This is a genomic window from Pseudomonas sp. S2_F03 (assembly GCF_054668335.1).
The window spans coordinates 412436-435952 of record NZ_CP162759.1; the positions used below are offsets into that span (position 1 = coordinate 412436).

At 60.6% G+C, this 23517-nt stretch carries 18 protein-coding genes and 9 pseudogenes; 16 read left to right on the plus strand and 11 right to left on the minus strand.

What is annotated here, in order from left to right; translation table 11 throughout:
* Positions 1 to 95 precede the first annotated feature (95 nt).
* From AB4N76_RS01950 to AB4N76_RS02005, 12 genes and pseudogenes are all read left to right on the plus strand, one after another.
* Positions 96 to 746 carry a winged helix-turn-helix domain-containing protein gene (locus AB4N76_RS01950; RefSeq protein WP_460164043.1) on the plus strand — a complete coding sequence of 217 codons (651 nt, stop codon included), beginning with the start codon at positions 96 to 98 and terminating at the stop codon, positions 744 to 746.
* 17 nt (positions 747 to 763) lie between these two features.
* Positions 764 to 979 carry a hypothetical protein gene (locus tag AB4N76_RS01955; protein WP_460164044.1) on the plus strand — a complete coding sequence of 72 codons (216 nt, stop codon included), beginning with the start codon at positions 764 to 766 and terminating at the stop codon, positions 977 to 979.
* Positions 972 to 1139 (plus strand): hypothetical protein, encoded by a 168-nt coding sequence (locus AB4N76_RS01960; RefSeq protein ID WP_460164045.1) that lies wholly within the window; start codon positions 972 to 974, stop codon positions 1137 to 1139. The genes AB4N76_RS01955 and AB4N76_RS01960 overlap by 8 nt, the downstream gene beginning before the upstream one ends.
* Before the next feature lie 44 nt (positions 1140 to 1183).
* The gene (locus AB4N76_RS01965; RefSeq protein WP_460164046.1) at positions 1184 to 1507 is read left to right on the plus strand and encodes a hypothetical protein; all 324 of its coding nucleotides are present in this window, start codon (positions 1184 to 1186) and stop codon (positions 1505 to 1507) included.
* A 71-nt stretch (positions 1508 to 1578) separates the two neighbouring features.
* A pseudogene (locus AB4N76_RS01970) lies at positions 1579 to 1874 on the plus strand (hypothetical protein).
* Between the two features lie 247 nt (positions 1875 to 2121).
* Positions 2122 to 2424, plus strand: a pseudogene (locus tag AB4N76_RS01975) (PAS domain-containing protein); the annotation flags it as partial.
* Positions 2425 to 2517: 93 nt separating this feature from the next.
* Positions 2518 to 3687: a methyl-accepting chemotaxis protein gene (locus AB4N76_RS01980; RefSeq protein ID WP_460164662.1), complete on the plus strand. Its 1170-nt coding sequence runs from the start codon at positions 2518 to 2520 to the stop codon at positions 3685 to 3687.
* Positions 3688 to 3958: 271 nt separating this feature from the next.
* A pseudogene (gene gltS / locus AB4N76_RS01985) lies at positions 3959 to 5174 on the plus strand (sodium/glutamate symporter).
* Between the two features lie 172 nt (positions 5175 to 5346).
* The gene (pdxR, locus tag AB4N76_RS01990; protein ID WP_460164047.1) at positions 5347 to 6855 is read left to right on the plus strand and encodes a MocR-like pyridoxine biosynthesis transcription factor PdxR; all 1509 of its coding nucleotides are present in this window, start codon (positions 5347 to 5349) and stop codon (positions 6853 to 6855) included.
* 112 nt (positions 6856 to 6967) lie between these two features.
* Entirely contained in the window at positions 6968 to 8041 is a 1074-nt protein-coding gene (locus AB4N76_RS01995) for a sugar phosphate isomerase/epimerase family protein (protein WP_460164048.1), read from the plus strand.
* A 32-nt stretch (positions 8042 to 8073) separates the two neighbouring features.
* Entirely contained in the window at positions 8074 to 9339 is a 1266-nt protein-coding gene (locus AB4N76_RS02000) for an MFS transporter (RefSeq protein ID WP_460164049.1), read from the plus strand.
* Between the two features lie 118 nt (positions 9340 to 9457).
* A complete protein-coding gene (locus tag AB4N76_RS02005; RefSeq protein WP_460164050.1) occupies positions 9458 to 10264 on the plus strand; it encodes an alpha/beta fold hydrolase in 807 nt (268 codons plus the stop codon).
* A 20-nt stretch (positions 10265 to 10284) separates the two neighbouring features.
* On the opposite strand, the gene AB4N76_RS02010 is transcribed toward AB4N76_RS02005, so the two are convergent.
* Together AB4N76_RS02010 and AB4N76_RS02015 are read right to left on the minus strand one after the other, a co-directional pair.
* Positions 10285 to 10674, minus strand: a complete 390-nt coding sequence (locus AB4N76_RS02010) for a c-type cytochrome (protein ID WP_460164051.1) — start codon at positions 10672 to 10674, stop codon at positions 10285 to 10287.
* Positions 10675 to 10710: 36 nt separating this feature from the next.
* Positions 10711 to 11677, minus strand: a pseudogene (locus tag AB4N76_RS02015) (GlxA family transcriptional regulator).
* A gap of 105 nt (positions 11678 to 11782) precedes the next feature.
* Between AB4N76_RS02015 and AB4N76_RS02020 the strand changes: the two are divergent.
* Both AB4N76_RS02020 and AB4N76_RS02025 read left to right on the plus strand, forming a co-directional pair.
* Positions 11783 to 12352 (plus strand): thioesterase family protein, encoded by a 570-nt coding sequence (locus tag AB4N76_RS02020; protein ID WP_460164052.1) that lies wholly within the window; start codon positions 11783 to 11785, stop codon positions 12350 to 12352.
* A gap of 93 nt (positions 12353 to 12445) precedes the next feature.
* On the plus strand, positions 12446 to 12742 hold the full coding sequence (locus AB4N76_RS02025) for a DUF7693 family protein (RefSeq protein WP_046030428.1): 297 nt from the start codon (positions 12446 to 12448) through the stop codon (positions 12740 to 12742).
* Between the two features lie 106 nt (positions 12743 to 12848).
* On the opposite strand, the gene AB4N76_RS02030 is transcribed toward AB4N76_RS02025, so the two are convergent.
* Together AB4N76_RS02030 and AB4N76_RS02035 are read right to left on the minus strand one after the other, a co-directional pair.
* A complete protein-coding gene (locus AB4N76_RS02030) occupies positions 12849 to 13184 on the minus strand; it encodes a hypothetical protein (protein WP_046030429.1) in 336 nt (111 codons plus the stop codon).
* Positions 13185 to 13299: 115 nt separating this feature from the next.
* Entirely contained in the window at positions 13300 to 13704 is a 405-nt protein-coding gene (locus AB4N76_RS02035; RefSeq protein WP_460164053.1) for a DUF1801 domain-containing protein, read from the minus strand.
* A 244-nt stretch (positions 13705 to 13948) separates the two neighbouring features.
* Here AB4N76_RS02035 and AB4N76_RS02040 point away from each other — a divergent pair, with 244 nt between their 5' ends.
* Positions 13949 to 15661 carry an amidase gene (locus AB4N76_RS02040; protein WP_046030430.1) on the plus strand — a complete coding sequence of 571 codons (1713 nt, stop codon included), beginning with the start codon at positions 13949 to 13951 and terminating at the stop codon, positions 15659 to 15661.
* 61 nt (positions 15662 to 15722) lie between these two features.
* Here the strand turns inward: AB4N76_RS02040 and AB4N76_RS02045 are convergent.
* A pseudogene (locus AB4N76_RS02045) lies at positions 15723 to 16100 on the minus strand (RidA family protein).
* A gap of 136 nt (positions 16101 to 16236) precedes the next feature.
* Positions 16237 to 17251 (minus strand): annotated as a pseudogene (locus AB4N76_RS02050) (M14 family metallopeptidase).
* A 173-nt stretch (positions 17252 to 17424) separates the two neighbouring features.
* On the opposite strand from AB4N76_RS02050, the pseudogene AB4N76_RS02055 reads away from it, so the two are divergent.
* Positions 17425 to 17910 (plus strand): annotated as a pseudogene (locus tag AB4N76_RS02055) (TetR/AcrR family transcriptional regulator); the annotation flags it as partial.
* On the opposite strand, the gene AB4N76_RS02060 reads toward AB4N76_RS02055, so the two are convergent.
* From AB4N76_RS02060 to AB4N76_RS02080, 5 genes and pseudogenes are all read right to left on the minus strand, one after another.
* Positions 17866 to 18873 carry a DMT family transporter gene (locus AB4N76_RS02060; RefSeq protein ID WP_460164054.1) on the minus strand — a complete coding sequence of 336 codons (1008 nt, stop codon included), beginning with the start codon at positions 18871 to 18873 and terminating at the stop codon, positions 17866 to 17868. The pseudogene AB4N76_RS02055 and the gene AB4N76_RS02060 sit on opposite strands and share 45 nt — an antisense overlap.
* Positions 18873 to 19571, minus strand: a pseudogene (locus AB4N76_RS02065) (ABC transporter permease subunit). Before AB4N76_RS02065 ends, AB4N76_RS02060 begins: the two are co-directional and overlap by 1 nt.
* Positions 19572 to 19576: 5 nt before the next feature.
* Positions 19577 to 20290 (minus strand): ABC transporter permease, encoded by a 714-nt coding sequence (locus tag AB4N76_RS02070; RefSeq protein ID WP_046030435.1) that lies wholly within the window; start codon positions 20288 to 20290, stop codon positions 19577 to 19579.
* Positions 20291 to 20422: 132 nt separating this feature from the next.
* The gene (locus tag AB4N76_RS02075; RefSeq protein WP_046030438.1) at positions 20423 to 21205 is read right to left on the minus strand and encodes a transporter substrate-binding domain-containing protein; all 783 of its coding nucleotides are present in this window, start codon (positions 21203 to 21205) and stop codon (positions 20423 to 20425) included.
* Between the two features lie 27 nt (positions 21206 to 21232).
* Positions 21233 to 23235, minus strand: a pseudogene (locus AB4N76_RS02080) (aminotransferase class I/II-fold pyridoxal phosphate-dependent enzyme).
* Positions 23236 to 23517 lie beyond the last annotated feature (282 nt).

Here is a 23517-nt window from a genome sequence, read left to right on the forward strand (position 1 = left end):
GCGCAGAGGTTGGCCAAAGCAAGGAATGGCCGCTTAACTCTAGAAGCCAACGACACGAATCCGACTTGTCTTCTTGCCACGCACGGAAGCTCGCCATGGGCCAACTGCTGATTGATGAACACTTGGTGTTCGACGAGAACAACTTCCTGTTGTTTCGTGTCGACGCCGCCAATGAGGAGCCTTTGCGCCTGGGTGCAATCGCCAGCCGATGCCTGGCCATGCTGCTCAGGTCCGGGGGTTCTGTGGTTCGCAAGCGCGAACTGATGGCCGGGGCATGGGGACAATACGGGCTGGAAGTGACCGACAACAGCCTGGCCCAGGTGGTCCGCCAATTGCGGCTGGCGCTGGAAAAACTGCAGCCTGATCGAGAATTCATCCAGACCTTGCCACGCATCGGCTACAAGCTTGCCGACGGGGTGACAGTCGAAGAACTGACTGCGCACCCGAAACCGGCGCTGCCATCATGCACGATGGTCACTGGCAACGAAGCCCCCTGCCCCTTGAGCCTGCCGTATCGGCCATCGCTGATGCAGAGGGAGAAGCTGGCGAACCGCCTTCGATCAAGCCAATCCCTGCCTCAACGGAACCCGCTCCCGGGCCGATACCTACGTCTGCGATTGCAACCCCAAGGCGTTGGCACTTGTGGCTCGCATTGCCCGTGTGGGGAGCCTGTGCATTTGTGCTGGGAAGAATCTGGCTGGCACCGCCGCTTGAGGTGGAACCGCCAGCGTTCGCCGCTCCCGTAACGATGGATGATGTGCTCGTGCACTTGCCCACTCAGGACGTACAGCCGCCAGTGGCGCCCCACTTGCAATTGATGGTCGAGAACAGTCGAAAACTGGCGGGAATTCTAGGTCTTTCGACGCAAAACATGCACCTGTACTTGTTACCGTCGCGTCGGGGGGCCGATCAGATTCTCTGCGATGGCGCGCTGGAAACGGCGAGCAGTCGCTGCATCGGTGTACAACAACATGACTAGACGCGCCGCCACCTCAGCTTGGTGCCTGGCCTTCGTCGTCGTGGGGCTGTTGGGTGTTGCACTGGGACGCCTGACGGGCGAGCACAAGGCCAACCTGGACTTCTGGTGCACCGGGGAGAGCGCGCATCAAGTGCCTCGGCATTGCCTGCTGCGTGGCTGACGACGCGCTTCAGACTGGACTTGAGGCCCACCGGGCTCAGTCACATGCGCATGGTGGCCCAACTGATCGATACCGGATCCGGTGCTGAAATTGACACCCTGCGCCGCAATAGTGCCTTTAGGGTGCAACAACAGGGACACCGCTTGCAGGTCACTGTCGTACGGAGCGCCAAGGGCGAAGCGGACAGCGCAACGCCTGAGCTGGCGGGGACACTCGGCCTGTTTATCTTCCGCTCGGACACCAGCGTGAGTTACTGGATGCGCTCGCTTCACAGACGCGTTACCTGTTCGATGATGGCAACGACATGTTCATTCTGTGCAGCAAACGATGACAGCGATAAACGCCCCATACCCGCTAAACCGATCTAAAGGCAGGCGCGAGAGCGTCTAATCTTTGAAAGGAAGGACACGCCTTCAGCCTCTTGATCGGGGGAAACGCAATGACCAAAACAGCAGCGCGCCAATGCGGGTCATGGGTTCTCCCTTGCCTGCTCGCCATCAGCCTGGCGCTGACGGCGGGATGTTCAGGTAAACACTCCAGGGACCCCTATCAGGTCGCCGGCTCAAATTGCTACGCAAAATCGCTCCCCACAGCTGGCGAGGGCGGCCTGGCCTGGGGCGCCACCTTGAACATTGCTCAGCAAAAGTCCATGAACAACTGCATGCGCTATGCCGGCCGGTCCGGGGCACGCCCAACACCTGCCAAGTGGTGGTGTCGGAGTGCAAAAACCAATAGCGTGAACACGGCGCAACACTCCACGTCAGCGCCGCGAAGCTGTCATGAAATGAAAAAAAACTGTCGCCGAATGTACGGCTGCCCACCCGAAAAACGCGTAGAACGAATCGCGAGCTGAATCGGTGCCACGCTGAAACGAATACAAGGGGATGCTGTAGCACAAACACCGTTGGGTGCTTGCCGTTGCGCCATGGTTCCGATTTACACGCTCGACATCAGAATAATAATCCGAAAAAGGATCGCGTTAATGCGTGTGAATCTGCCCGTCACCGACCAAGAAAGAGCGTTCCCTGCCAACCAGCGTTTGATCTCCACGACCGACCTTGATAGCCGAATCACTTACTGCAATGACGCGTTTGTGACCATCAGCGGGTTCACTGCCGACGAATTGGTCGGCCAGCCTCATAACCTGATTCGACACCCCGATATGCCACCCGGGGTATTCATTCATATGTGGCACACCCTCAAGCAAGGCAAACCCTGGATGGGGATTGTGAAAAACCGCTCGAAAAATGGCGATTTTTATTGGGTCAATACCTACGTCACGCCCATGTATGAAAACGGGCGCATGAGTGGTTACGAGTCGGTACGCTCGGTGCCCAGCCGCGACCAGGTCCGTCGGGCATCAGCGCTCTATGCAAGGATGCGCGCCGGCAAGCCGATTGTGGCGCGCAGTGCCCGGATTCTGCGGCCACTGCGAAACGGTTTTCCATTATTTGCGGCTGGCGTGCTTTCACTGCTGGGTGCTCATTGGCTACCGGACACGGCGGCTCAATGTGTCCTGGTGGCGAGCCTGAGTCTTGCCTGGTACCGCATCGAGTCCCGACATCGCAGCTCCATCGAGCGCACCCTCGCCGAGCATCCAAAAGCATTTGCCGACCCGTTGGTCGCGCTGACCTACAGCGACAACTACGGCCCCCAAGGCCGGCTGGACATGGCCATGCTCAGCGAGGAAGCCCGTTTGCAAACTGCGTTGAGCCGGCTTGTCGATGCCGGGATCAGCGTGAAGGCCAAGGCAGCACAGTCATCCGAACTGTCCGGCTCGCAAGCGCAGTCGCTTGATCGCCAGCGCAGTGAAACGGATCAGTCCGCCGCCGCCATCGCGCAGATGGCGGCAACGAATCAGGAGGTGACTCAAAACGTCATCACGACGGCGCATGCAGCGTCCGAAGCCGACCAGCTGACTCAAGAAGGCAGTGAACTGGCCCGGCAAAGCCTGCACGCCATGGAAGCGATGAATGAGGCCGTCAACGAAATCGGCCTGGCGGTCAACGCATTGGCGAGCGAGACGCAATCGATCGGCAGTGTCGTGGATGTCATCACTTCCATTGCTGAACAGACCAACCTGTTGGCGCTCAATGCAGCGATCGAGGCGGCCCGGGCAGGTGAACAAGGCCGGGGTTTTGCAGTGGTTGCCGACGAGGTGCGCTCCCTGGCACAGCGCACCCGCACCTCCACCGAGCAGATCCACGGCATCATCGCATCGCTGAACAACGGTGCCGATCGCGCCGTCTCCACGGCCTCCCGGGGTGAGCAGATTTCCCGCGACAGCATGCAGCGTGTCGAGGCGGTGCAGTCGGCGCTGGTCGGCATCAGTCAAGCCGTCAGCCGCATCACCGCCATGAGCCAGCAAATGGCATCGGCATCAGAGCAGCAAAGTCACGTGACGGAAGATATCAATCAACAGATCACGCGCATCGCGCAACTGTGTGACCACAGTGCCGGGCAGGCCGAGCAAGGCGCCGCGATCAGCCGCGATCTCGAGGGAATGGCCGATTACCTGCACAGCCTGGCCGAACGTTTCAACCGATAGCCAAAAAGCAACTAATCTCCATGGCTGCCTGCTGCCGGTCTTGACTGGCAGCTATCGGCTATCAATGGAACGGGAATATGCAACACACTGGGGTGTAAGCATCAGGCGTTTACTGAGTGATCGGGCCGCGACCTGAACTGGCCAGGCGTGCATTGAGGGCAGCGGGAAGGCGCTGACCAGACTGCCTGGCTGTATCCCCCGTTCATTGATAAAGGTCTGAACATTGAACGGTGAATCCTGATAATGCTTTTAGATTTTTAGGCAGGTTGACATGACTCCCCAGCTCTTTTCGGTTCACGGCCTCGTGAGTTTTACCCTCGCCATCCTCCTGCTGTTCCTCGGCAAAACCCTTGTCCAGCGCAGCACCCTGCTCCGCCAATACTGTATTCCCGAATCGGTTGTCGGTGGCTTCGTCTGTGCGGCGGTGACGAGCCTGCTGTACTTCGGACTCAAGATCCAGATCGAATTCGACCTGCAGGTTCGCGACACCCTGCTGCTCTATTTCTTTGCCGGCATTGGCTTGAAATCGGACATGCGCCAACTGCTCAAGGGTGGACGCCCGCTACTGGTCCTGCTGTTGCTCGCCGGTGTGTTCATCGTCCTGCAAAACTCATTGGGCATGGGGGTGGCCGAGGCATTCGGGCCAGATCCCAAGGCAGGATTGATGGTGGGCTCCATTTCCCTCACGGGTGGGGCGGGTACCACGCTGGCCTGGGCGCCGCTTTTCATCGAGAAGCTGGGCATCAGTAACGCCCATGAACTGGGCATGGCCAGCAACACCGTCGGCCTGATTGCCGCGTGCGTGATCGGCGGCCCTATCGCCAATCGACTGATCAGCCGTTATCGCCTGAAGACTTCCGGGGATGCGACGCTGGAAGTCGGCATTCTCGAGCAACAACCGAGCAAGGGCCTGGACTACTACGATGTGCTCTGGGCGTGGATGTGGCTCAACCTGACCCTTATGCTCGGCTATGGACTTAACCTGCTGCTGGAAAACGCCGGCATCACCCTGCCCAAATTCGTCAGTTGTCTGTTCGCGGGTATCGTCATTCACCACATCGTTCTCGCCGTGGTCGGTGATCAACGGCTGAAAACCTGGAGCGGCGCCAGCTTGGGGCTGGCACTGATCTCCGATATCTGCCTGGGCATGTTCCTGACCATGGCCCTGATGGGGCTTCAGCTATGGGCAACTCAGCGGCGCGTTGATGTTCATTCTGTGCGCCTTGACCCTGCAAATTCTGCTGACGGTGCTCTACACGTATTTTGTGGTGTTCCGCTTTATGGGACGCAATTACGAAGCCAGCGTGATTGCTTCCGGATTCGGGGGGATTGCCCTTGGCTCCACGGCCACGGCCATCGTCAACATGACCACCGTGACGCAAAAATACGGCGCAGCCCACCAAGCCTTCCTGATCGTGCCGCTGGTGTGTGGCTTCTTCATTGACCTGGTCAATGCCGTGATCATCGGCCTGTTCAGTGGTATTTAGCGACGGCCCCTTCGATCGATCAAAGCCCGGCTTGGCGTCGACCCATGACGCCTGAGCCGCGAGCGTAAAATGACAAACTCCCGGGGTGGATGACTTATCCGGCGTCGCTCGATACCCTTGCACGCCACGTCGCCCGACGGTAAACCCCTCCTCCACCCAGACGAGCCATGTCATGAAATCCCCCGCAGGTTTGCTGCTGTCGGCTATCGAACTGGACCGTGCCAGCGCCATCCCCTTGTACCGCCAGTTGTACCTGCAGATTCGCAAACAGGTACTCAGTGGCCGGCTCCAGGGCGGCGTGCGCTTGCCGTCGACCCGGACCCTGAGCAAGGAACTGGCGCTATCGCGGATCACCATTCTCAATGCGTTCGATCAACTGATTGCTGAAGGTTTCCTGGCCTCGCGCACCGGCGCCGGCACCTATGTCGGCAACGAGTGGGAAAATCGCGGTATCACCGACGATGGGCAACAGCGCCCGCCTCCGCGCCTGTCCGACTTGAGCCAGTCGATGCTGTCGCTGCGTAGCGATCATTTTCGCGGGGTGTCTTATGCCGACTGGGACCCCGCGACCCCGACCTCCTTCTTGCCCAGCCACAGCACTTACGATGCCTTCCCCCAAGCCATCTGGCGACGCCTGATGAACCGCCACCTGCTGAAGCCGACCAAGGCCATGCTCGGCTATGGCGAGCTGCAAGGCTTGCAGGCGTTTCGCACGGCGATTGCCGAATACGTGTTCGACGCCCGTGGCATCGACTGTGATGCCGGGCAAGTGGTGATCGTTTCCGGTGCGCAGCAAGCGTTCAACCTGCTGGGCATGTTGCTGCTCAATCCGCAGGACAGCGTCTGGATGGAAGACCTGGGCCACATCGCCGCGCGCATTGCCTTGCAAGCCCAAGGCGCCCGCGTGGTGCCGTTGCGTATCGATGAACAGGGCATCGATGTCCAGCAAGGCCTGGACGAGTGCCCCGACGCCCGCCTGGTGTTCACCACCCCTTCTCGCCAGCATCCATTGGGCGTCACCCTGAGCTATGCGCGACGCCAGGCCCTGATTGACTGGGCCGCGCAACATCAGAGCTGGATCATCGAGGACGATTGCGACAGTGAGTTTCGCTACAGCGGCCGCCTCCTTCCGGCGCTCTACGCCATGGACCAGATGGCCCGGGTGATCTACGTCGGCACCTTCAGCAAAGTACTGTTCCCGTCGCTGCGCCTGGGTTACGTGATTCTGCCAAAAGCCCTGGTCGAACCCTTCTGCACCCTGCGCGCGGTCATGGATCGCAGCCCGCCCACCCTGCTTCAGGCAACGACGACGGACTTCATGGTCGAAGGCCACTTCCTGGGGCATATCCGTCGCATGCGTGCGCTGTATCAGGCTCGCCAGCAGGCATTGATCGAGCAGCTCGAAAAGCAGCTCGGCAACTTCTTCAAGATCACCCCGGTGGAGGCTGGCATGCACCTGATCGCCTGGCTGCCGACCGAGCTCGATGACGACGCCATCGCCAAGGCGTTGGCCGGACACAACATCCACACCTATGCACTGAGCGACTACCGCATCACGCATGTCCTGCCGCCGGCCCTGTTGATCGGCTTTGCCGGTACGTCGGAAAACCAGGCCCGCGAACGCGTCGAAGCGCTGGCCCGGGCCTTGTCCGCAATCGGGTGCCTGCCGCAAATCACTTGAAGCAAGGCAAGTGGTCTTATGAATTAACTGATAATGGATCTATCGAGAGTTCCTGACTGGCGCGATAAAGGCTGCGCCGGTAGACCCGGTGTCTGAACCAGGAACGACTCTAATGAACAATAAGATCCAGGAACGATTCAACGCCTTGCTGAGCCACAACGTGGTCGAGGACGGTACAGCCCCGGTACTGACCGAAGCACTGGCCCGGCAGTTGCTCGAACGTCTGGGGCATATGCGCCTGTTTGCCCACGCCTACCCGCTGCTGACCAATCTCACCCACGGCCGCGTCACCCCCGCCGACCTGCTGGACTTCGCCTATCGCCACGAGTTGCAGGGGCTGAGCCTGCACTTGCTGGACGGTGAGGAAAACAGCCTGAGCCAAATGTCCCCCGAGCAACTGCAAGCATTTGCCAACAAGGCCAAGGCGCTGGGGCTGGATGTGCACCTGGAAATCAGCAGCACACTGAAAAAAGATGTCGACCAGGTGATCGCCATCGCCAGGGCGTTGGGAGTACGCAACATCCGCGTTTACTCACGTTATGAGGGCGCGCTGTCGCGCGTCATGGACGTGATCGAGACCGACCTGCACTACCTCGCTCAGCAGGCCGACGAGCACGACCTGTACTTCGATTTCGAGCAGCATGAAGAACTCAAGAGCGGCGAGATCGCGCAATTGCTCAAGCGGCTCGACCACCCTCGCCTGCACGCGTTGTTCGACTTCGGCAACATGATCAATGCCTGCGAGCAGCCTTTACAGGCGCTGCGCAATCTGGCGCCACACATCCGCCAGACCCACCTCAAGGGCGTGCGCGTTGTGCCCGAGCAAAACGGTTTTGGCCACTACGGCGTGCTGCAGGGCAGCGTCGAAGACGACCTGCCCAGCGCTCGCATGCTGTTCGAACTGTTGATGCTGGGCGACGCAGCCACTCCTCAGGTGATCGCATTCATTCTTGAGCAGGAAAACCACTATGTGGCCCCGGCCTTCCGTCAGACCGACGAGGCGACTGACCCCTTCATTGCCTATCGGGAAATGAGCGACACACCGCTCCCCAATGGCTACTCGCTTGAGCGAATGCTCGCCGATGAACACCGCTGGGCGAACAACCAGGTGGCCTATGTGCGCAGCTTGCTGGCCGAACTTCGCACCTTGGCCGAACTGACCCTGGCCCACTCCTCCCACGCCTGAACCTGACGACCCGATACGCCCGGAGAACAATAATGACAATTCAAAACAAGGCCAAATGGTTCAGATTCCTGATCCTCATCCTCGGTGGCGGTACCATCTATAAACTGGCGAACCTCAAGGACGCCTTCTATGTGCCCATGCAGGAATTCATGGGCCTGACCCACACTGAAATCGGCATGCTGCTGAGTGCCAACGCCATCATTGCCACGGCGTTGTTCGTCGTCGGCGGGCTGCTCGCCGATCGCTACGATACCCGCAAACTGATCCCCATCGGCCTGATCGGTACGGGTGGTCTGGGGTTGTACCTGGCGACCTTTCCACCCTTCAGCAACCTGCTGATCGTGTTCAGCCTGCTGGCGGTCTGTGCCGACTGCATCTTCTGGCCTTCGCTGCTCAAGGCGATTCGCAACCTGGGTGACGATCAGGAACAAGGCCGGTTGTTCGGCCTGCTGGAAGGCGGACGTGGTGTGATCGATACCCTGGTGGCTTTTTCCGCGCTGGGCGTGTTCGTCGCCATGGGGTCGGGCGAAGCCGGCCTGAAATCGGCCATCCTGTTTTACTCGGTGATCGACATCCTCGCCGGGACCGTCACCTGGTTCCTGCTCAAGGGTGGCACCGCGCAGTCGGTGGCCAAACCGAAAAACGGCCTGGCGAACCTGGTCGAGGCGATCAAGGTGCCGGGTATCTGGCTGGTCAGCCTCAACGTGTTCATGGTCTACATCGTCTACTGCGGCCTGACCTATTTCATTCCCTACCTCAAGGAAATGTACGGGTTGCCCGTGGCACTGGTGGGCGCCTACGGCATCATCAACCAGTACTTTCTCAAGATCCTCGGTAGCCCTGCCGGCGGCTTCATCGCTGACAAACAGTTCAAGAGCACCAGCCGCTACCTGAAGTGGGCCTTCCTGGCGCTGCTGCCCTTGATGGGCGTCATCATGCTGATCCCGAAAAGCCCGAGCTTCATCTACGCGGGCATGGCCGCCACCCTGTCGTTCGCGCTGATCGTGTTCTCAATGCGCGGCGTGTTCTGGGCGCCCATGGGTGAAGTCGGCATTCCTCAACACATCACCGGCTCGGCCTTCGGCATCGGTTGCCTGATCGGCTACGCACCGGGCATGTTCGCCTACGTCATCTATGGCGCCATCCTCGATCACTTCCCCGGTGAACAGGGTTACAACTATGTCTTCAGCCTGATGAGCGTGCTGGCCATTATCGGCTTCATGGTGTCCAGCCTGCTGTATCAATCGGTGCGCAAAAAATCCACGGCGACTGGCGGGGTGAGCGCAGCACAAGCCTGATCAGCTCCGGAGCTGCCGGAAGGGACCCTCTTCTCTTCCGGCAGCTATTCAAGCGCTGGTTCAAAACGGGTACGCTGCGTGATCTGTTATCCGCTTGAGCGCCAGGTCGAGGTCAGCAATGCCGTTGTTTGTCAGTGAAGAAACCCGTTGGATCGAGACGCCTCACGGTCGTTTGTTCTCCCAACGCTGGTCGCCTGCCGGCGAGCGTGCCGAAACGGCCCAGCCACCGATCATTCTGTTTCATGACTCTCTGGGTTGCGTCGCACTGTGGCGGGATTTTCCAGAACAACTGTGCCAGGCCACGGGGCGCATAGTTGTCGCCTACGACCGGCTCGGCTTCGGGCAGTCCGATGCCTACCCCGGTGACCTGCCCACTCGATTTATTCGGGATGAAGCTGAATGCTTCTTTCCGCTGCTTCGCGATCAATGGCAAATCGACCGGTTCGTGGCCTTCGGTCACAGCGTTGGCGGGGCAATGGCGGCGACGTGCGCGGCGCTGTATCCGCACAGTTGCCAGTCGTTGATCACCGAGTCGGCTCAAGCATTTGTTGAAGACCGGACGTTGAACGGCATTCGCATTGCCAAGGCCCAGTTCAAGGAGGCGGGGCAAATGGAGCGGTTGCACAAGTACCACGGCGACAAGGCCGCCTGGGTGCTGTCTGCCTGGACAGAGACCTGGTTATCAAAGGCCTTCGAGCAATGGACCCTCGAAAGCAGCGCAGCCTCGATTCAGTGCCCGTTGCTGGCGCTACATGGCGAGAACGACGAGTACGGGTCCGTGTTGCACCCGCAGCGGATTGCCATGCTGGGAACGGCGTCGAGCACAAGCGTAATCCTGAAAAACCGTCATCACGTCCCCCATCGTGAAGCGCCGAACGAAGTGCTGGACGTGGTCAAACAGCACCTGGAATCGAACGCCGGCTGAGTGCCTGATCTTGCAAGGCGCTACTGCGGCTGAAAGGTTTGCAGGTACGCCAGCAGGTTTTCGATCTTTTCCGGATCGCTGAGCCCCCAGAAAATCATGCGGGTGCCCGGGACCACTTTTTTCGGGTCTTCGAGGTACGCGGTCAGTGTTTCGCGGGTCCAGATGATGTTGGCGGCTTTCATCGCATCGGAATATTGGTAGTCCGTGGTGCTGGCGGAATGTCGTCCAAAGATGCCGTTGAGCTGCGGACCAAATGAACCCCGTGCCGACTCACCGACCTGATGGCATCCCCCGCAGATCCGCTTGAACAGCGTCGCCCCCGCTTCGGCATCGCCGGCCGCGTGTGCCTGAAGGCTCAACACCCCTGCGCCAAGCAGCAAGGACAAGGTGAGTACGGCGGCTTTGTGCATGTTCTGTTCCCAATGGTGTAAGGCCAGGCGCGTCAATCAGTGGGCGCCCGGTTGAAACTTCTTCCGGTAAGCCGCAGGCAGCAAGCCCACTCGCTGGCGGAAAAGTCTACGGAAAGAATTGCCATCTTCGTAGCCCACGGCATACGTGATGCTGTCCTGGGTCATGCGAGTGGTCTCAAGCAGCTGTTTGGCCTTTTCCAGCCGCAGCGTTTGCAGGTAAGTAATCGGCGTGTACCCCGTCGCGTCCTTGAAACGCCGCTTGAAGTTTCGGATGCCGAATCCGAACTGCCGGGCGACGTCATCAATCATCACTGAACGGTCAAAGTGCTGCTCCAGCCAGTTTTGAACCTGCAGGATGCCGGCATCACCATGCTGCTTGGGCAGTGACCACATCACATACACCGACTGCTCGCTGCGCACACTGTCGACCAGCAAATATTTGCCACATTTCTGCGCCAGCTCCAGCGACGCGAACCGGCGCACAAGGTGCAGCAACAGGTCCATGGCCGCGCTCGCGCCACCGCTGGTGACCAGACGATTGTCCTCGCAGATGATCTGCGAGTCGTCCAGGCAAACGTCGGCATAGCGGCGACGAAACGGGTCGGCAAACGCCCAGTGCGTGGTGGCCTCGAACGCCGTCGAGCAAACCCGCTTCAGCCAGCATGAACGCCGCGGTACACATCGACGCCACCACTGCGCCCTGAGCGTGCTGTTTACGCAGCCAGGGTCCATACGCCAAAAAGGCCGGCAAGGCATCCTTGAGGGTGAAGAGAAAACCGGGAATCAGCACCAGATCAGTCTGCGCAATCTCGCGGGTGGATTGGTCCACGCGCAGCGTCTGCCCTCCCCACGCGGCAACCTCTTCACCGTCCAGAGAGGCAATGACCACTTCAAACGGCGAGCTGGCCGTGTCCGCAAACAGGTTGGCGGCACTGAGCACTTCCAGCGCCATCGTGGCGCTGGCGGCAGAACATTGGTTGGTCAATAAAAGCGTGACGTGCATAAATGATCCAATTGCGCATATCGCATGTAAAAAGTCATTTGTGCACCTACCTTACCCGATCCCCGCTGCATAAAGTGCACCGATCATTCAATCATCGGCGTACTTATGAATCTCTGGTTCCGACTGCTCCTCATGCTGTTTCGTCGTCCGTGGCGCAAGCCGGTCGACGCCATGGCCACCACGGTTATCCGTCTGCGCGTCTGGCCGCTCGACCTCGACCTCAATCGCCACGTCACCAATGGTCGCTATTTCACCCTGGCCGATCTCGGGCGCATGGATTACGTGCTTCGCAGCGGTGCATTCCGCGTGGCGCTGCGTAACAAGGCCGTGCCGATCGTCGGGGACACCTGGGGCAAGTTCCGTCGTGAGTTGAAGCTGTTCGAAGCGTTCGAGATTCACACGCGGATGCTGGGCTGGGACGACAAGTGGAGCTTCATGGAGCACCGTTTTGTCAGCAAAGGGCGTGTGATCGGAGTGGTGGTGATGCGCGGTGTGTTCCGCACAGGCAAAGGCACGGTGGCACCCGGCGAGTTTGCCCGTGAGCTGGGATTGGACGAGCAGTCGCCGCCGATGCCGACGTGGCTGACGGACTGGTCGCAAAGCTGCAACGACATGAGCGCTCAGTTGCGCGAGGAAGAGGGTCAGCCGATTCGGCGTCCGCAGACGGTCGCTTAAGAAACGGCGGGGTAGCCGCTGACAGCCTCGGGCGCAGACTCTATCCTGTGCCGCGCGCATCGGCGCCTGACCGACCTTTCACTGGAGACACCTGTGCCACCGCTGACCGCCCGCGAGGTTTACCAGACATTGCGTGACGCCGCACTGGGCATCCGCCCTTTTCTGCGCCTTGATGAACAGCCCGAACCCGCTCAGGTGCAGGTCGATATCGAAGGCTGGCGCCTGACGCTCGATGTCGATGGCATTCATTTGCGCCGCTGCCAGTATTGCCTCAGCCCCGATGGCCGCGAGGGTGACTTCGATAGCTGGCAACGTTTTGGCACTGACCCGGTGAGTTTTCTCAGCGCGTGGGAACTGACGCAGATCGAGCGGTTGCTGGCCGGAGGCTGAGCACCGCGCCCGGTTTTCAGATCGGCAAACACCGCAGACGAAAAAGCCCGGCCAAGCCGGGCTTTTTCATGTCAACGCAGACCCGCCAAACGGCAGGCTCCGGCGCTTACTGTACGTTTTTCAGCTTGACCACATCACCGGAAATCTTGGTGGTGTAACCGGTCAGGACCCAGGCCCAGAACCAGTTTTCCTGCACCTGGGTGTTGATCATCGCGTCACCGCCCTTGGCTTTGATCGCGGCGTCCTGCGCGCGGATAAAACGGTTGTTCTGCTGGATCGGGATGACGCCGAACAGCAGCAGGCCAGTGGCGGTTGCTTCGCTATGGCCGAGGACCGTGTATTGGCTGCTTTCATAGTGCTGGGTATTCATCGGGGTGCCGGTGCAACCCGCCAGAACCAGGCCAAACAGAGCGACGGCAACAACTTTGCTGAGGTACTTCACTGAAAAACTCCATAAGAATGTGCCCGGGATCCGTCTCTCGGGCGGCGCACACTCTAACGGAGTTGATGGCCAATTGGTATCACCATGAGACACTTGATTTAGCGGCCTCGCGTGTTCATTTGGCCGGTTTTCGCCGAGCCGCCACCCGCGAAAGATTGAGCGCCACGGCAGCGCCAATCAGTGCCTGCAATGCCGTTTCATCCAGCTGTTCACCCTCATGCACATCAATGGCTCGTCGGGTATTGCCTTCAAGACTGGAGTTGAAAAGACCCGAAGGGTCCTCCAGCGAAGCGCCTTGGGCAAAGGTCATTTTGACGACGCTTTTGTACGTCTCGCCGGTGCAGATGATGCCAGCGTGAGACCACACCGGCACACCGCGCCACTTCCACTCCTCCACCACCTCGGGGTCGGCCTGGCGAATAAGCGCCCGGATTCTGGCGAGTGTTTCGCCCCGCCAATCATTCAGTTCCTTGATTCTCGCGTCTATCAGCTCAGAGGCCGCCACTTTGCCCTTCGCCATCCTTTTCAGCGCTCGCTTCCTTCTTCATGATGGTCGTCACCTTCTTCATGATGGTTTTTACCCGCCTCATGATAGTTGCCGGGCGTTTCCCCTGCTCCCGGCTTGATGCCAAAATGCGACGCTCAGGTCACCCGTCCAGCCCTTGTCGCGTAATGCAGTGCAACGAGAATTGATATGGAACACCCATTTTCGAGCCAAGTGATGCTCCGAAATCCCACGTCTCCCAGCCGTCGGCGGTGACAGCATGATTGAGGTAACCGAGGTTTCCATTGCGCAACTGCGCACTGCGCTCGAATCCGGCCAGACCACCGCGGTTGAGCTGGTCAATGCTTATCTCGCCCGGATCGATGCCTACGACGGTGCGGACACACCCACCGCCCTCAACGCGGTCGTGGTGCGTAACCCCGACGCACTCAAGGAAGCGCAGGCATCCGATGCCCGCCGGGCCAAAGGCGAAACGCTGGGGCCACTCGATGGCATCCCCTACACGGCCAAGGACAGCTATCTGGTCAAGGGCCTGACCGCCGCGTCCGGCAGCCCGGCCTTCGTCAACCTGATCGCTTATCGCGATGCGTTTACCATCGAGCGGCTGCGCGGTGCCGGCGCCATTTGCCTGGGCAAGACCAACATGCCGCCCATGGCCAACGGCGGCATGCAACGCGGGGTCTATGGCCGCGCCGAAAGCCCGTACAACGCTGACTACCTCACTGCGCCGTTCGCCTCGGGTTCGTCGAACGGTGCCGGCACGGCCACCGCTGCCAGTTTCGCGGCGTTTGGCCTGGCCGAAGAAACCTGGTCGAGTGGACGCGGTCCCGCTTCGAACAATGGTTTGTGCGCCTACACGCCATCGCGCGGGGTGATTTCGGTGCGCGGCAACTGGCCGCTGACCCCGACCATGGACGTTGTCGTGCCGTTTGCCAGAACCATGGCCGACCTGCTTGAAGTGCTTGACGTGGTCGTGGCCGAAGACCCCGACACCCGCGGCGACCTGTGGCGGATGCAGCCCTGGGTGCCGATTCCGAGCGTCACCTCGGTACGCCCGGCCTCTTATCACGAGCTGGCGGCGAAGCCTGACGCACTGGCCGGCAAGCGTTTCGGCGTGCCCCGCATGTACATCAACAAGGACCTGGAAGCAGGCACCAGCGAAGCGCCGGGCATCGGCGGGCCAACGGGGCAGCGAATCAACACCCGGGCCTCGGTGATCGGACTGTGGGAAGCGGCTCGCCAGGCACTCGAAGCCGCCGGCGCCGAAGTCATCGAGGTCGATTTCCCGTTGGTATCCAATTGCGAAGGCGACCGTCCGGGCGCGCCGACCGTGTTCAATCGCGGCATTGTCTCTAAAGAGTTCCTGCACCACGAGTTGTGGGACCTGACAGCCTGGGCGTTCGATGATTTTCTCCAGGCCAACGGCGACCCGACATTGAACCGTCTGGTCGACGTCGACGGACCGCTGATTTTCCCGCACGACCCCGGCACCCTGCCCAACCGCGAGGGCGACCTTGCCGCCGGCATGGACGAGTATGTGCGGATGGCCGAGCGCGGCATTACGCCATGGAACGAGATCACCACGGTGCCGGATGGCTTGCGTGGGCTTGAACACACGCGCCGCATCGATCTTGAAGAGTGGATGGATCGCCTGGGGCTCGATGCGGTGCTGTTTCCGACGGTCGCCGACGTTGGGCCGGCAAATGCCGATGTCGATCCGGCGTCTGCAGACATCGCGTGGAGCAATGGCGTCTGGGTCGCCAACGGCAACCTCGCCATCCGCCACTTGGGCGTTCCCACGGTCACGGTGCCGATGGGCGTCATGCCGGACATTGGCATGCCCGTCGGTTTGACCTTTGCCGGTCGCGCCTATGACGACTCGTCGCTGCTGCGCCTGGCATCCGCGTTTGAAGCGACCGGGACGAAGCGAATGATCCCCCCGCGTACCCCGCCGCTGTCGGGTCACCCGTAAAGAACACCGGGATTGGGGCTGTACTCGCCCCAGCGGTCAACCATTCAGACTCTCTGCTGCATCAGGCCTTGGCCGCCATCGCGGTGACTTCCACTCGCATGCCTTCGACTGCCAGCGCGGCGACACCCACAGCGGCAGCACCGGCCACGGTTTGGCGAAGAAGCGCTTGTAGACCCCGTTGAACGCGGCGCGGTCGGCCATGTCGGTGAGGTGATGGTCAGGTGCAACACCCGATCCATCGAACTGCCGGCGCGCTCCAGTGCAACTTTGAGCGCTTGCAGCGTGCATTCGCTTTGCTCGACGATGCCGCCCAACTCCAGACTGCCGTCAGCGCGAGTCGGAATCTGAGTGGAGACCAACAGACCGCCAAATCCGGCGACGTCGGAGGAGATGGAGTCCTGGTCTGGATCGGGGTGAACGTGATGTCTTGGTTTGCCATGGGGATCTCGTGCTTGAAAGGAGTAAGGGGCTGTCGCGTATCAGGCGGGCAGTTTACAACCCCACGGCGCACCGCTGTTCAAGATCGTGTGGTGAAAGTGGGCGGTGTTGCCGCCACACTCGCCAACGAGGCCTAGTCAGGGGTCGAGCAACCCGCCGCTCCAGTTGCGCGAGACCCGGCTGCCGGTGAATTTCGCCACCACCATGCCCTGAGGCACCAGCCGATCCCGATAGCGGGTGACCATTCGCCCTGCTCCTGCTCGGCGTGCAGCACCACTTCGGAGGACGGATCCCCGGCCGCCGTAGAATCCGCGCAAAGCGCTGCCCCTCCTCGACGAAATCACCGAGCTCTTTTTCGAAGATCAGCACCCCGGGCTGTGGCGCCAGAATGGTTTCCATATGGCCCATTTCCATCGCCTCGACGGGCCAGTCAGCGGGTGTCAGCGCTTCGTCGATGACCCCGCAACCGCCCAGCCACGCATACAACCCGTCGGCATCCTGTTCGGCAACCCGGTCACTGACATCGCCCTGCCCGCGCAGCTCCAGTGTCGCGGCCATGCGCTGGTCGGTGACGCCGTCACGCAGCCATGGCGCAATGATGGTTTCTTCGAAGGAGCCATCGCCGCCGTCATCCCAGATGATTGCCACGTCCATCTTCATCGCGGCGGCCAGTTTCGCGGCCTCGTGGCCAGAAACGGCGGTGAACGTAGAGGTAGGGCAGCGCCTCGTCATCGAGTGTGCAGATCGAGCACCACGTGTGCCGGCGCCGCCAGTTGCACCAGTTTTTTGCCACGCTTGAACGCTGGTCGACGGTTGGGCCATGGCCGCCGATTGGTCGAACAGAACGGTTGAAGTTGTGCCCGGTGGCGTCATGAAAGCGACCGAGAAGCCGGCCTTGGCGAAACTGCCCGATGCCCAGCGGATTGGCTTGCGGCACCACCGTCACGCTGCCTTTGAGCCGACCGTGGGCATCGGCGACCTGAAGCTTTGCATCAACAGATGCAGCACCAGCATCCCGGCAATTTCATCGGCGTGCACCCCGGCTTGCAGGTGCACGGTCGGTCCACTGCCATCGCCCTCGAAACGCCAGGCACCGACCTGCACCGCGTCGCCGTTATTGTTGCGAACACTGAACGAAACATCCTGCGCCATCGGTTTGTCCTCCCGCGTCACCCACGTTTAAAAAACCTGCATTGCCGGCGTCGAGACTGGTGATTGAACGCACGTTCAACTAAGCTCGCGAACCAGGCAATACACCCAAGGATTCGCGTGTGACCACCCCCGCCCCGAAAAACCGTCGTGCCGAACCTGACGAACGCCGCGAAATGCTGGTTGCCGCGACCCTGCGTTGCCTGGTGCGCGATGGTCACGCCGGTATTTCCGTGCGTCGCATCGCCACCGAAGCCGGCGTGTCCGTAGGGTTGCTCAATCACCATTTCGGCAGCATCGATGCGTTGATCGCCGACACCTACCAAAAGATCGCCAGCGAACTGACCACCGCCCTGCTCCAGGAAATCCAGCAGGCCGGCACCCCTGCCGAAAAGATGGACGCCTTCCTCACCGGCTCCTTCTCGCCCCGGGTCATGGACCCGCAACTGCTCGGCGTCTGGGTGGTGTTCTGGAGCCTGATTCGTCACTCCGAACACGTCAGCCAGTCCCACGAAAAAAGCTATCGCGCCTACCTCGACCTGCTCCGCCAATTGCTCGATGACATGGCAACCAGCGAAGGGTTCGTGATCCACGACACGCGCCTGGCCGCCATCGGTTTATCGGCGATGCTCGACGGACTCTGGATCGAGTGGTGCCTGAACCCCGAAACCTTCAGCCCCGCCAACGGCCTCCATATCTGTCGTTGCTGGATAAAGGGGCTGCGTCACGGAGCATTCAGCACCGACGACGTCGTGTGAGGGATGACGACCAAAGATCATCGCCAGGGTGCCACTGACCGCGATCAGCCCGGCACCGATCATCAGCGACACATCCATCAGCGTGCCCCAGATCAGGCTCGACAGCAGGAACGCCCAGATCAGCCCGGTGTACTCGAACGGTGCCAGCAACGTCGCGGTGGCCCGCTGGAAACTGGCGAACAATAGAAACTGACCAATACCGCCGACCAGCCCGGCCCCGAGCATCCCCAGCCAGGCCGGGGTCGGCGCCGGGGTGTAGGTCCAGGGCAAGGCCACTGTCATGCAAATGACAAACACCACGTTGGTGATCAGCATCTGCTCCAGCACGGATGTCTGCTCATCCACCTGGCGCAATTGAATGTAGGTGAACGCCCAGCACACCGCGGCCAACAGCGTCAGCGCCACCGGCAGCGGGTCGGTCATGTTGCCGGGGCGACAGGCAATGAGCACACCGGCAAACCCGATGATCAGGCTGACCCACTGCCACGCGCTGGCGCGTTCCTTGAGAATCACCGTCGCCAGTACCGTGACCATGATCGGTGCGGAGAAATACAAGGTGGTCATTTCCGCCAGGCTCAGGTCGCGGGCCGCCGTGTAATACAACACCCAGGCCACTATCGACAGCAGCCCGCGCATCACCAGCAAGCGTCGGCTCGGTGAGTGCCAGGCGCGCTGGACCAGGCGCAACCGCCCCGCCAGCAGACAGGCCAGCACCACCACGAACGCACGCCAGAACAGAATGCTGACCACCGAATAATCGGCGACCAGCCATTTGATGGCGGCGTCCTGCAACGCCAGAAACGTATAACCCAACGTGCACAGGCCGATGCCTTGCAACGACCGGTCGACGATCCGTGTCGTGCTCATTACGCCGACCTGCGCACGGGCGTCCCGCGCCGCTCGGCAAAGGCAAACAGCGCCTCGATCAGGAACGTCAGGCAGACATACACACCGGCCACCAGCAACAGCGGCTCATAGACTTGCAGCGTCTGCGCCCGCACCACGTTGGCGGCCCCCAGCAGATCGATAATGGCAATGGTCGAGGCCAGCGCCGTCGACTTGAGAAGCATCACGGTCTCCCCGGCCAATGTCGGCAACAGCAAGCGCAGGGCCGAGGCAAGCGCACGCGAAGCAGGGACTGGCGCGCCGTCATGCCAAAGGCCGACGCCGCTTCCATCTCACCCTTGGGTACCGCCAATAGGCCACCGCGAATCACTTCGCCGACATAGAGCCCCTACCGACACCACCAGGGCAAACACGATGTACCAGTAACCGTCACGCAGGTACGGCCAGAGGAAGCTGCCGCGAATCAACGGAAACTGCGCAAACAGGCTGCCGAGGCCGTAGTAGAAAATGTAGATCTGGATCAGCAACGGCGTACCGCGCGTCACGCTGGTGTAGAACAGGCTGACCTTGGCAATCACCCGGTTCTTTGAAATCCGCGCCAGTGCCACCAACACCGCCAGTGCGTAGCCGAACACGCTGGAGATCAACAGGATGGTGATGGTCGTTTGCAGCCCTCGGCCCAACAGCGCCGCGTATTCAATTATCCACGCTGGAATCATTTCGTTTACTCAGCCAAAGGCATCCAGCGACGGATGCGTCGCTCAAGCCGTCCAGACAGGTAGTTGGACACCAGTGTCACCGCGTAATACATCGCCGCGGCGGTGAGGTAGAACAACAAGTAATGCCGCGTCGAACCCGCGCCTTGCTTGGCGGTGTAGAGCAGTTCGTTAGTGCCGACCACGCTGATCAATGCGCTGTCCTTGATCAGGTTGATCCACAAGTTGGCCATCCCGGCCATTGCGTAAGGCGCCATGATCGGCAGCGTGACTCGCCGGAACAGGCCGAAGCCGTTCAAGCCAAACGCCTTGGCCGCCTCGATCTGGCCGAACGGAATGGCCTGGATCGCCGCGCGGAAAATCTCCGACGCGTAAGCCCCTTGCACCAGGCCCAGCACCACGATCGCCGCCAATGGGCCGCTGACATCCACGGTGCCATAACCCATCTGCGTCATCAGCGAATTGAGGAGCATGGAGCCGACGTAGTACAGCAAGAGAATCAGCAACAACTCCGGAACCGCGCGGAACAAGGTGGTGTAGCTGCGCATCAGTGCCGCGATGGGTTTGGGCGCACTCAGCTTGAGGCAGGCCACCACCAGCCCGATCAAAAGCCCGAGTACAAACGCCCCGGCCGAAATCTGCAGGGTCATCCAGAGCCCCTTCAACAGCGCACCGCCCCATCCTTGCTCGCTGAAGTTGATCAACTCGAACATTGCTGGCATTTCACTCTCCAGTTAGCGACGTTCACGGCATCACCTACCTCTGTAGGAGCATGGCTTGCCCGCGATGCTTTTGGGCGGCCTCGAGGGCCCCATCGCGGGCAAGCCCGGCTCCTACAGGGATCTGTGTTGAGGTCAGAAAGTCGGTTTTACGCTGGTACCGAAGTAGCTTTGGGAGAGGTCGTCATAGTCCTTGCTCGCCAGCAGTTCCTGGATGGCCTTGTCGAGTTTGGCCTTGAGCTCGGTGTCATCCTTGCGCAGGCCGGCGCCCACACCTTTGCCGAAGATCGGGTCATAGGGCACCGCGCCGAGGTAGGCCAGGTTGCTGGCATCCGGCGTCTGTACGAAAGCCGCCATGGCCGTGCCGTCCGCCATCATCAGGTCGATGCGGCCGGCAATCAGGTCGGCGTTGGCCGAGTCCTGGGTGTCGTAATACTTAACGTCGGCGATTTTCTCGTAGTAGGTCTTCAGGAAACTGGCGCTGACCGTCGAGTTCTGCACGCCGATGGTCTTGCCCTTGAGGTCATCCGGGTACTTTTTAACGGACGTGCCCTTCGGACCGACAATCGCGATCACCGAGTCGTAGTAGGCCTTGCTGAAGGCGATCTGTTTTTCGCGTTCTTCGGTCACCGACATCGAGGAAAAAATCACGTCGATCTTCTTCGCCAGCAGCGACGGAATGATCCCGTCCCACGCCACTTCCTTGATCTCGCACTCGGCTTTCATTTCGCTGCACAGCTTGTGGATCAGGTCGACCTCAAAGCCTTTCCATTCACCGTTGGCCTGCTTTTCGGTGTACGGCGGATACGGTTCGGCCGCGACCGCGAACCTGATCGGTTGGGCTTGCGCCGCGCTCATGCCGGCCAGCAACAAGCAGGCCGCGCCTGTAAACCAGTTTGCCAAACGTCGATTTCCCATGATTTTTCCCCGTCTTTTTATGATGTATTAGCGAGTCTGATGCGCGTTGACGAATTGTCGGCAACGTTCACTGCGTGGGTGTACGAACACTTCATCCGGCGAACCGGTTTCCTCGATCAGCCCTTGGTGCAAATAGGCAACTTTGGAAGAGACATCGCGGGCAAAAGCCATCTCATGGGTCACCAGGATCATGGTCCGGCCTTCTTCCGCGAGGGAGCGGATCACCCGCAGCACTTCGCCGACCAGTTCCGGGTCGAGTGCCGAGGTGGGTTCATCGAACAGCATGACCTTGGGCCGCATGGCCAGGGCCCGGGCGATGGCCACCCGTTGTTGCTGCCCCCGGAGAGAAACGCCGGGTACTCGTTGCGCTTGGCCGCCAGCCCGACACGCTCCAGCAACGCTTCGGCCCGTTCGGTGGCCTCGGCACGGCTTTCACGCAGGACCTGGGTCGGCGCTTCGATGAGGTTTTCCAGCACCGTGCGATGGGGCCAGAGATTGAAATTCTGAAACACCATGCCCAGGCTCGAACGGATCCGCACCAACTGTTTGGCGTCAGACACCAGCGGCGCGCCGGGACGGTCGTGGTTGAGCTTGATGCTTTCGCCGTCCACCAGAATCCGCCCCTGATCCGGCACTTCGAGCATGTTGATGCAACGCAGCAAGGTACTTTTGCCCGAGCCGCTGGCGCCGATCAGGGAGATCACATCGCCTTCGCGAGCCGTCAGGGAAACGCCTTTGAGCACTTCGATATTGCCGAAGCGTTTGTGCAGGCCATCGACCTCGATCATGGTCTTGGCCGCAACCGGTGCAACGGTTGCCTCACAAGTAACGCGGCTGATTACGGGCCGTGGAACCTCACCTTTCAACACCAGGACAAAATCGCGAATACGCTGGCAAGCCTGGGCCAGTCGCTCTTCACCCAGGGTGAACGAGAGCCGTACAAAACCTTGCGCGGGTTCGCCAAACGCTGCCGCATCGAGGACCGACACGCGCGCCTCGCGCAGCAGGCGCCAGGCGAACTCCAGCGAGGCCAGCCCGGTGTCGCGCACGTCCACCAGCACAAACATGCCGGCATCGGGATTGAGCACTGAAATGCCCGGGCAATCCGCCAGGCTCGCGACCACCAGATCACGACGACGGCGATAGATCTCGCGCATGCCGTGGGTCACGTCGTCGTGGGCCTGCACCGCTTTGAGCGCCGCTTCCATGACAAACCCCGGCAAGCCATACAGCATGCTCAGCACCAGGGTTTCGGCGTGCTCGATCAGGGCGGGTGCGGCGACGATCCAGCCGATGCGCCAACCGGTCATGGCATGAGACTTCGACAGACTGCCAATGACCACGCAGCGTTCGGCCATGCCCGGCAACGCCGCGAGACTGAGGTGTTCGCGTTCGAACGCGAGGCTTTCGTAGACCTCATCGACCACGACCCACAGGTCATGCTCGATGGCGAGATCGGCGATGGCTTGCAGCTCTTCGCGGTTGAGCACCACGCCGGTGGGGTTGTTCGGGTTGGAGAAGAAAATTGCCCGGGTGCGCGGGGTAATGGCCTTGGCCAACACAGCGGCATCGAGCCTGAAACCGGAATCCGCCGAGCACGGCACCCGCACCAGCGTCGCACCGGACGCCTTGAGTGTGGCCTCGTACGTCACGTACATCGGGTCGAGGGCAATCACTTCATCGCCGGTGTTGAGCAGGCACATCGACGTGATGAACAGCGCGTTCTGCGCCCCGGCCGCGACGATGACATTGGGCGCTGCCATCTCACGGTCGAACAGCGGGCTGTAGCGAGCGGCGATGGCTTCGCGCAAGGCCTGGCGCCCGGCGATTTCGGTGTAGTGAGTGTCGCCTTCGCGCAGCGCTTCGATGGCGGCATCGGTGATGAAATCGGGTGTGGGGAAATCCGGATCACCGACACTGAGAATGATCACATCCTCACCACGGCGCAGGGCTTCAAAGGCTGCATTGTGAATATCCCAGGCGGCGACACCGTCGCCTGAAATCCGCTCAACAAAGGGTGAAAACCGCATGCCAGTGCCTCGTTCGAAATGAAGAAACGCAAGCCCGCGCAACCAGCCGGGGAGGTGGCCACCAACATAGTCGAAGCTGAACAGTCGTTCAACAGAAAAGTCGCGATGCTTCGCGTTCGGCGTAAACAGGTCGTTTTTACGACAGTCGAGGCGTTTTTCAGCAAGGGAACACAAAAGGGTCGCGAGTAGAAGCCCCGATGACTTTGCGGGTGTATTACAACCGTTAATGTTTTAAAAAAACGCAAGCACCCCGTCGAAGTTTCAATTAATACAACGGCCCTA